We start from the raw sequence: 6,406 nt of genomic DNA, 5'->3' as shown, positions 1-6,406 counted from the left end.
CAAGGGAAATCTTTTGATCTTCGAGCAGTAAGCTGATCAGGTATAAACCTAACGCTGAATGATCTTGACCATTTGTCTTCACCGCCACGGCTTCAACAATGAATTCAATTCCTGTTGACAGTGTCTCTGTATCTTTAAAAGACATAACTCCCCCCTCTCACATTACTGTATAAATATACAGCAATATGAGGTGTGTAAATCCATATTTGCACGAATTGAGACATTAATCGCATTAAATGGGGTTATGTCGACTCAAACTCATTATTGAATTTACCGAGAGAGCGTATTTTGACTCGATAGTTACTCATTATTATTCAAATCAAGGAAAAGCTGACTCAAGTACCGCCTTCTTTTTCCCTACTTCATACTCCGCCCAGTATAACGTTATAGGGGCAGATATCTGATGAACAGCATAATTACCACGATGCTCTGGCCCATTTTGCCTACTTTCGGATAAGGCAGACTTGACCCATTCAAACAAATAGACGTAACGACTGACGGTCTGACGACACAGGTCCGTATTACGTGCCACCGAACCAATCGTGAGCTCCTGATTTTTGCGTAACAGAAACTGACAAGCGCGGATAATTCGGCGAGTGGTCTTCGTCCGACGAAGATTATGGGTTCTTCTGGCCGCTCTACGCTGCCTTTCCTGTAAACTTAATCCACTATCCAATCTCATCACACCTCGCTGGCAGTCTGACCGTGCACAATATTTATCCCAGGTCCAACGAGAAACACTTTTCACCACCGCCAACACCTCACTGCACTTCAAAGGCGGCTTATCCGCAGTCTCGGTATTTTTGTAATGAGCGAAACTCTCGACACGGCGTTTAAAGTTCGTATAACTGCCCTTTTCTCTTTCTTCGTCGACGATGTCATACGCGTATCGACGAGTGTGTTCGAATAAAGTACAGTTTCGAGAATAAGAGACATCAATATCTTGACGAAGCCATGGCCGCGTTGTCTCCAGCTCAAGAGAATCCGCTAACTCATTGAGTTCATAGACACTGCGGTGGAGTTCAGTTGTCTGCCACCAAGGATGAAAGGGCGTTTTGGCAACAGGTCCTGAATAACTTAAGTCCGCCTCAAGTCGTAAGGCTAATGCGCGATAAATGGCTTTGAGGTACTGAATGGGTTTGGATCGGGCTTGATCGCTGGTGCAAACCGGCACAATAGCGTAAAAAAGGTGGGCTTTATTACTGGTGCGGTTTCGAACGATTAGATTAGGGGGTGGCAAGCCTTCATCTTGCCAAATATAGGGGTTGGGGACAGAGCGATGGTCATGATCGATGTCAAACACCATCCACGCCTGCATCTCTTTACGATTAACCTGCATATACGGCCATCTGACCGCATAGTTTCGAGGTCTGATGAGCATCGCGGTTTTATTGTCACTGCACCTCGACAAATAAGGCGCTTCCTCAAGTAGCCGACTCAAACACGAAATGGATGAAGACGCAGCGTATTCAGAATGAGCCGTCATCTCATCACCCTCGGTGCACCTTGCCCATACTCACCTTTAGAAAAAACAAAGTAAGAGAGATTGTCTTGAGCGTTGAGCGCCGTTACTGAATCAGTACTATTGACTCTCTCTGACAAGATTCGAGAGCCGGTCAAAGCCATGCCTTTCGAGCTTTCGTAGCCGCCACGGGTGTCAATTTTTATCGAACACCTTTTCGAAGGACAAGTGACTGCATCACGCCACTCTTCTTTACCTTTTAAGACTAAATTGGAGACTGCTTCAATACTGGTTTGAATAACTTTACCCTGTACGACCGCAAACACATGATGATTCATAAAGCTGACCTCGGCTAAATAACGCTCACCTTCTGAGAAACCAATAACGCAACTCTGGAAAATTAAAATGCGTCAAAGCCAACGTTGTCTGATCCTTTGTATTCGCTTCTCAAGGCCGAATAAACGAATTCGCAGTCGTACTTGTTCAAACACATGGTTCGAACGCCTTAATTGGGTCATTAACCTCGCCTGCTCAACCCATAATGAAGAAAGTTGACGAGCGCATAACTCGCGTCGAATACGCCTGATATACCTAAGGCCTCTACGCTTATCTTCCTCCGTCAATCCATAACCAGACGTTTCAGGACATGACTTATCGCACGGAGTAACAGACATCATTGCTCCGAATTGATGTTTGAAGAAAATAAACCATTAGCGTCTGCCGCCTCCTCTATGGCTTTAAGCAGACAACCACCTTGATTCAGTTTTTCCAGGCTCCTGATGATTTTTACCTGAATGCTGATACTGGTGTGTGCGGTATGAATAATCTTATGTTTTTGAGTGCGAGTTAGGCGATGATTTCCTGCATACTCCAACGCCATTCGAGACAATTCACCCGAATAGATCGAGTTCTCTAATGCGCTTTGAACAAAGGTGTCTTCCGTGCTATCAGATGCTATATGAGCGGTGACCACCCCCAACCCAAGAAGCAAGCTGTTTACGATGGTATGATTGCCACTCACTTTGGCGAGAGTGATGGCTTCAACACAACTCAGGACATGAGGCTGCTCAGGGTTAAGTTTATTCCGCAGCATGGTCGGACTCATCCCTATGGCCTCTGCTAGCCTAGCCATATTCTCTGACCTAGCGAACACGCAACACGCTTCATTAAAGGCCCCTTGTTTTGTGCGAGAGAATTCGCCTATTGAGTCAATTTCGTTCATAACCAATACTCACTTGAAGACAAACGAGACGACAACGAAACTCAAACCAAGAATGTTTACCCCCAAACGGACAAAACTCTTTGGTCGAAATAGGGGAAGATAAACGCATGAGCGACTAACCCATTCTCTCCATCGTTTCACGAGTTGCCATTTCTAGCAACATGACCATATTGATTAGCGGGGTATCTTTAGGTTTGTCTTTCTTTTTAATAGGTAAGCGGCCATCGGCTACCCAATCCATGATGGTGCGCTTAGGCATTCCAGAGAACTGAGAGTATTGGTCGTACGTCATGAAAGGCGTATTTAGGACTACTTGATATGAGAGCATAGTGATATCCTATTATGTTATTGAATGTGTTGTACCGGACTAGCGAGTTGCACCTCGCGGTTAACCGTTGAGTGAAAATGTAGACTTTTTATGAGTGAATACCAAGAACAAACACCCTCTTTTGAGTACATTGGCGGTAGAGATGTAACAGAAAGGATGAAGATCGTCACAAAAACAAGTGACTTTAAGTCGCTTGGTGAGTGCTTAGGTGTGTCAAAAGGCACGATATCGACTTGGCACCAGAGAGGATTGACCCCTTACGAAGTGATTGTGAGACTTCATTTGAGGACTGGAGCTTCTATCAAATATCTAGCCTTGGGAGAAGGTGAACCGTTTGATGACAAGAAAACCCATACATCCAAGAAAAACGAAGTAAAAAGACTCTTCGATGTTGATCTCTTTTCACTTTCAAACGGCAAGCTTGTTGGCAATGAAACGCTAGCTTTTGATAAAAGCTACTTAGACAAACTTGGGGTTCTGAATGTAATGGGCATCGAGCACGATGGGACTACATTCATTATCGATAAAGAAATTCACCAAGCAGTAAGCGGCACATACTTAGTAGATATGGACGGCCTACTATCGCTAAACGACATTCAGCGTTTGCCAGGCAAGAAGCTAGCGATCAGCTTTAACGGCTCGACTCTAACAGTCGAAGAAGATGAAGTGAGGGTTGTGGGTAGAGTTGCGTTAGTGATGGAGAAGAAGTGAGTGGAATGGAAGAAAAGCTAACAACACTTGCGGCCTATAAAATCGCAATTGAGACTCGTAATTTTGAAATTGACCTTTATTGGAAACGCTCTTTATTCTTTTGGGGATTCATTGCGACAGCATTCATCAGTTATGGCTCTCTTACCGTTGAATCGAAACATAATTTTGCTTTAGCGACAGCTTGTTTTGGCTTCATCTGCTCCTTGTGCTGGAGCTTAGTTAATCGCGGTAGCAAATATTGGCAAGAGCACTGGGAAACAATGGTAACCAAACTAGAATCAGAACTAGGAAATATTGACTTATTTCGCGCTGAAGATACACAACAACATAAGTCACATTGGTTAAATTCACGAAAGTTCTCCGTAAGCCGGACTGCCATTGCCCTTAGTGATTTCACAACCCTTATTTGGGTTGGCTTAATACTAAACCACCTCAGTACAATGTTTTTCGGCCACGTTTCAGTGAGTTCTCAAACAAAAGGTATTGTCCTGATTACATTTACTATTATTTATGTTGGATTGATACTAAAAGAATGTGCGTCAGGCAAATGGAAAAAGTTTAGTGATTAGTGTGAGTTCGCATAAAAAAGCGGCGATATGCCGCTCTTTTTTATAAATTATCACCTATATGCGCTATGGCAATTTTTGGTTTATCAGGATCGATTCGATTAAAAAAGCCAAAATATATACGATTGAAATGATACGTTCCGTTTCCATTAGCACCATCTACTCGTTCTAGCTTGTAATGGTACTCACAGTTAACATTTTTGTACTCGATCTGTTCAATAAAAAAATCTCGCTTTAGAGCTGCTATTTTTCTTTTATTTTTACCTTTACCTTCAGGGGTAACAGGGAAATCCAACTCTGCATTAAGATTGTCAATGTTCTTTTGTGAGTCATGAGGAGTAATTTCGTACTGATCCATAAACATGAGGCAACCAGTGATGCCATCAATAAAAGATTGGTAGCCTCCCTCGATTTTTCGAATACTGTCGAAACTCTTGTTCACTGCATGCTCAGGATAGTCTAAAAAAATTAAATTCTTATATAGATGAACAAAACTTTCAGCATATTGTTTATGAGTCCTTGGATTCTGTACTAATACATCAGAACCAAACTTAACTAAAGTCTCTTCATCGACAACATTACGCAACGGTTGTGTAGTTAAGCTAATACTTGGAACCGATGAATATAGAGACAACCATGCCCCTTCATGCTCAGGCCTATCGGTATCAACCAAGCGAACTATCTGTATAGAATCTAACTCGTTTATGGTGCTAGCCCTTCCCATATTGGCATCATAGAGTAGGCTCATAATAGTACCTGCATCTAAATGTGCAGGTTGCTTGAATAGTTCAGTGGCGGCATTAACATCAAAATCACTTGATTTGGCAAATGAAATAAAGCCTTCATCTTCAAAATATTTTTCAATTATATCTGAGGACGCCTTAATCGAAAGAGCTACAGCATCTTGCTCTTTCGAGAAATCAAAACTTTGAGGTACAAAACAAATGTTAGCTTTCATGTTCAATCCCTTTTAGGCGGAAACTGTTCTTGCCCTGTCATGATCATGAACATATCTTGAGCTTGTTGATCAAAAAAGCCATCTGGCCAGTTAGACAATTTACCATCTTTAGTGATAGTAATTTTCTCTACATTACTCTGCTCTTCGCCTTGTGATATGTAGTAAGGCGTAAACAATTTTGGATCAAAGTCTTCTTTAAGCCTAGTGATCACACGTATACCATTGAGTAAGTGATCACTGTGTGTTTCAACTACCACTTGAACATCGGCTTGAGCTGTCAAGGCAATCAGACGCCCTAGAAAGCTTTGACCTCTCGGGTGCAGGTGCGCTTCAGGATTCTCAATAATAACCAACCCACCTTTTGGGGTGCTGAGAAGCGCAGTTACTATGCCCAATACATAACTGATACCAAAACCTACATTCTGAGGCTTTATTGAATTGCGATAGTTCTGTCCAAAGATATTAATTGAAGCTACTGCCGCCTCGATTAAGTCAGGATTTAATTCTATTCCGGGACTAATTTCATTTAGCCAAGCATTAATTTGACGAAGTAATCCATCTCTAGCTTCTGATTCATGCATTCGTGGATCTGGATTGTTTTTTACTGGAGTACTAGAACCACCTATATAAAGACGTTTATATTTTTGAGACCTAGCAAGTACCTCTGAAGTAAATTCTCCTTTTGCCCCTAACCAATATTCATGAAAACGGCTACCTTCTATAAGGTCAAAACTACTTTGCGGACCTAACCTCTCGGCCTGTAAATATTGAAAGTTTGAAACTAGATTTTCGAAGTTTTCAGGTAACTCACCTGTATAACCGCTCAATAAATGTAATTCATCGCTTGAATCATCTAATTCATGATATCCCCAATTGAGGATGTGTCCATCAAGGTTAATTTTTACAGACAGACTTAGATCTTGCCCAACTTGCCCAGTATTATCTTTATGGTGAACATCATTTCCAAAACCTACTGATACCAATGACCCATTCAACTTGGCTACTTTTTCAAATCGAGATTGCAGAGGTATTGAAAGTGCTTGAATAGCTGTACTTTTACCCACTGAATTAGTTCCACAAAAAACGGTTAGCGCAGAAAAATCAAATTCACGATTTTTGTAACACTTAAAATTTTCTAGAGCGACAGACTTAATCATGA

Annotated in this window: 8 protein-coding genes; 2 read left to right on the top strand and 6 right to left on the bottom strand. The window is 41.9% G+C overall.

The features are described 5' to 3' along the window. Window positions 1-319 precede the first annotated feature (319 nt). The 4 genes from QWZ07_RS08350 to QWZ07_RS08335 all read right to left on the bottom strand — a co-directional run bounded on the left by QWZ07_RS08350 (window position 320) and on the right by QWZ07_RS08335 (window position 3,012). Window positions 320-1,486, bottom strand: coding sequence for a replication initiation protein (locus QWZ07_RS08350; protein WP_192853990.1), 1,167 nt, complete (start codon window positions 1,484-1,486; stop codon window positions 320-322). Next, window positions 1,483-1,800, bottom strand: a complete 318-nt coding sequence (locus QWZ07_RS08345; protein ID WP_192853991.1) for a hypothetical protein — start codon at window positions 1,798-1,800, stop codon at window positions 1,483-1,485. The genes QWZ07_RS08350 and QWZ07_RS08345 overlap by 4 nt, the downstream gene beginning before the upstream one ends. Window positions 1,801-2,135: 335 nt before the next feature. After that, window positions 2,136-2,684: a phage regulatory CII family protein gene (locus QWZ07_RS08340; protein ID WP_192853992.1), complete on the bottom strand. Its 549-nt coding sequence runs from the start codon at window positions 2,682-2,684 to the stop codon at window positions 2,136-2,138. Between the two features lie 115 nt (window positions 2,685-2,799). Then, window positions 2,800-3,012, bottom strand: a complete 213-nt coding sequence (locus QWZ07_RS08335) for a hypothetical protein (protein ID WP_192853993.1) — start codon at window positions 3,010-3,012, stop codon at window positions 2,800-2,802. 90 nt (window positions 3,013-3,102) lie between these two features. Here QWZ07_RS08335 and QWZ07_RS08330 point away from each other — a divergent pair, with 90 nt between their 5' ends. Together QWZ07_RS08330 and QWZ07_RS08325 are read left to right on the top strand one after the other, a co-directional pair. After that, window positions 3,103-3,723, top strand: a complete 621-nt coding sequence (locus tag QWZ07_RS08330; RefSeq protein ID WP_192853994.1) for a phage repressor protein CI — start codon at window positions 3,103-3,105, stop codon at window positions 3,721-3,723. A gap of 5 nt (window positions 3,724-3,728) precedes the next feature. Continuing rightward, a complete protein-coding gene (locus QWZ07_RS08325) occupies window positions 3,729-4,292 on the top strand; it encodes a RipA family octameric membrane protein (RefSeq protein ID WP_192853995.1) in 564 nt (187 codons plus the stop codon). Between the two features lie 40 nt (window positions 4,293-4,332). On the opposite strand, the gene QWZ07_RS08320 is transcribed toward QWZ07_RS08325, so the two are convergent. Then, a complete protein-coding gene (locus QWZ07_RS08320) occupies window positions 4,333-5,247 on the bottom strand; it encodes a hypothetical protein (RefSeq protein ID WP_192853996.1) in 915 nt (304 codons plus the stop codon). Window positions 5,248-5,249: 2 nt separating this feature from the next. Continuing rightward, the gene (locus QWZ07_RS08315) at window positions 5,250-6,404 is read right to left on the bottom strand and encodes an AAA family ATPase (protein WP_192853997.1); all 1,155 of its coding nucleotides are present in this window, start codon (window positions 6,402-6,404) and stop codon (window positions 5,250-5,252) included. Between the last annotated feature and the right edge of the window lie 2 nt (window positions 6,405-6,406).

Origin of the sequence: Vibrio lentus (genome assembly GCF_030409755.1) — a bacterium.
Taxonomy (GTDB): Bacteria; Pseudomonadota; Gammaproteobacteria; order Enterobacterales; family Vibrionaceae; genus Vibrio; species Vibrio lentus.
This window is presented reverse-complemented; position numbering and strand designations above follow the sequence as displayed.

Bases quoted from the DNA above. Each gene is read 5' to 3' on its own strand.
- QWZ07_RS08350 (WP_192853990.1), bottom strand. From the start codon at position 1,486: ATGACGGCTCATTCTGAATACGCTGCGTCTTCATCCATTTCGTGTTTG.
- QWZ07_RS08345 (WP_192853991.1), bottom strand. From the start codon at position 1,800: ATGAATCATCATGTGTTTGCGGTCGTACAGGGTAAAGTTATTCAAACC.
- QWZ07_RS08340 (WP_192853992.1), bottom strand. From the start codon at position 2,684: ATGAACGAAATTGACTCAATAGGCGAATTCTCTCGCACAAAACAAGGG.
- QWZ07_RS08335 (WP_192853993.1), bottom strand. From the start codon at position 3,012: ATGCTCTCATATCAAGTAGTCCTAAATACGCCTTTCATGACGTACGAC.
- QWZ07_RS08330 (WP_192853994.1), top strand. From the start codon at position 3,103: ATGAGTGAATACCAAGAACAAACACCCTCTTTTGAGTACATTGGCGGT.
- QWZ07_RS08325 (WP_192853995.1), top strand. From the start codon at position 3,729: ATGGAAGAAAAGCTAACAACACTTGCGGCCTATAAAATCGCAATTGAG.
- QWZ07_RS08320 (WP_192853996.1), bottom strand. From the start codon at position 5,247: ATGAAAGCTAACATTTGTTTTGTACCTCAAAGTTTTGATTTCTCGAAA.
- QWZ07_RS08315 (WP_192853997.1), bottom strand. From the start codon at position 6,404: ATGATTAAGTCTGTCGCTCTAGAAAATTTTAAGTGTTACAAAAATCGT.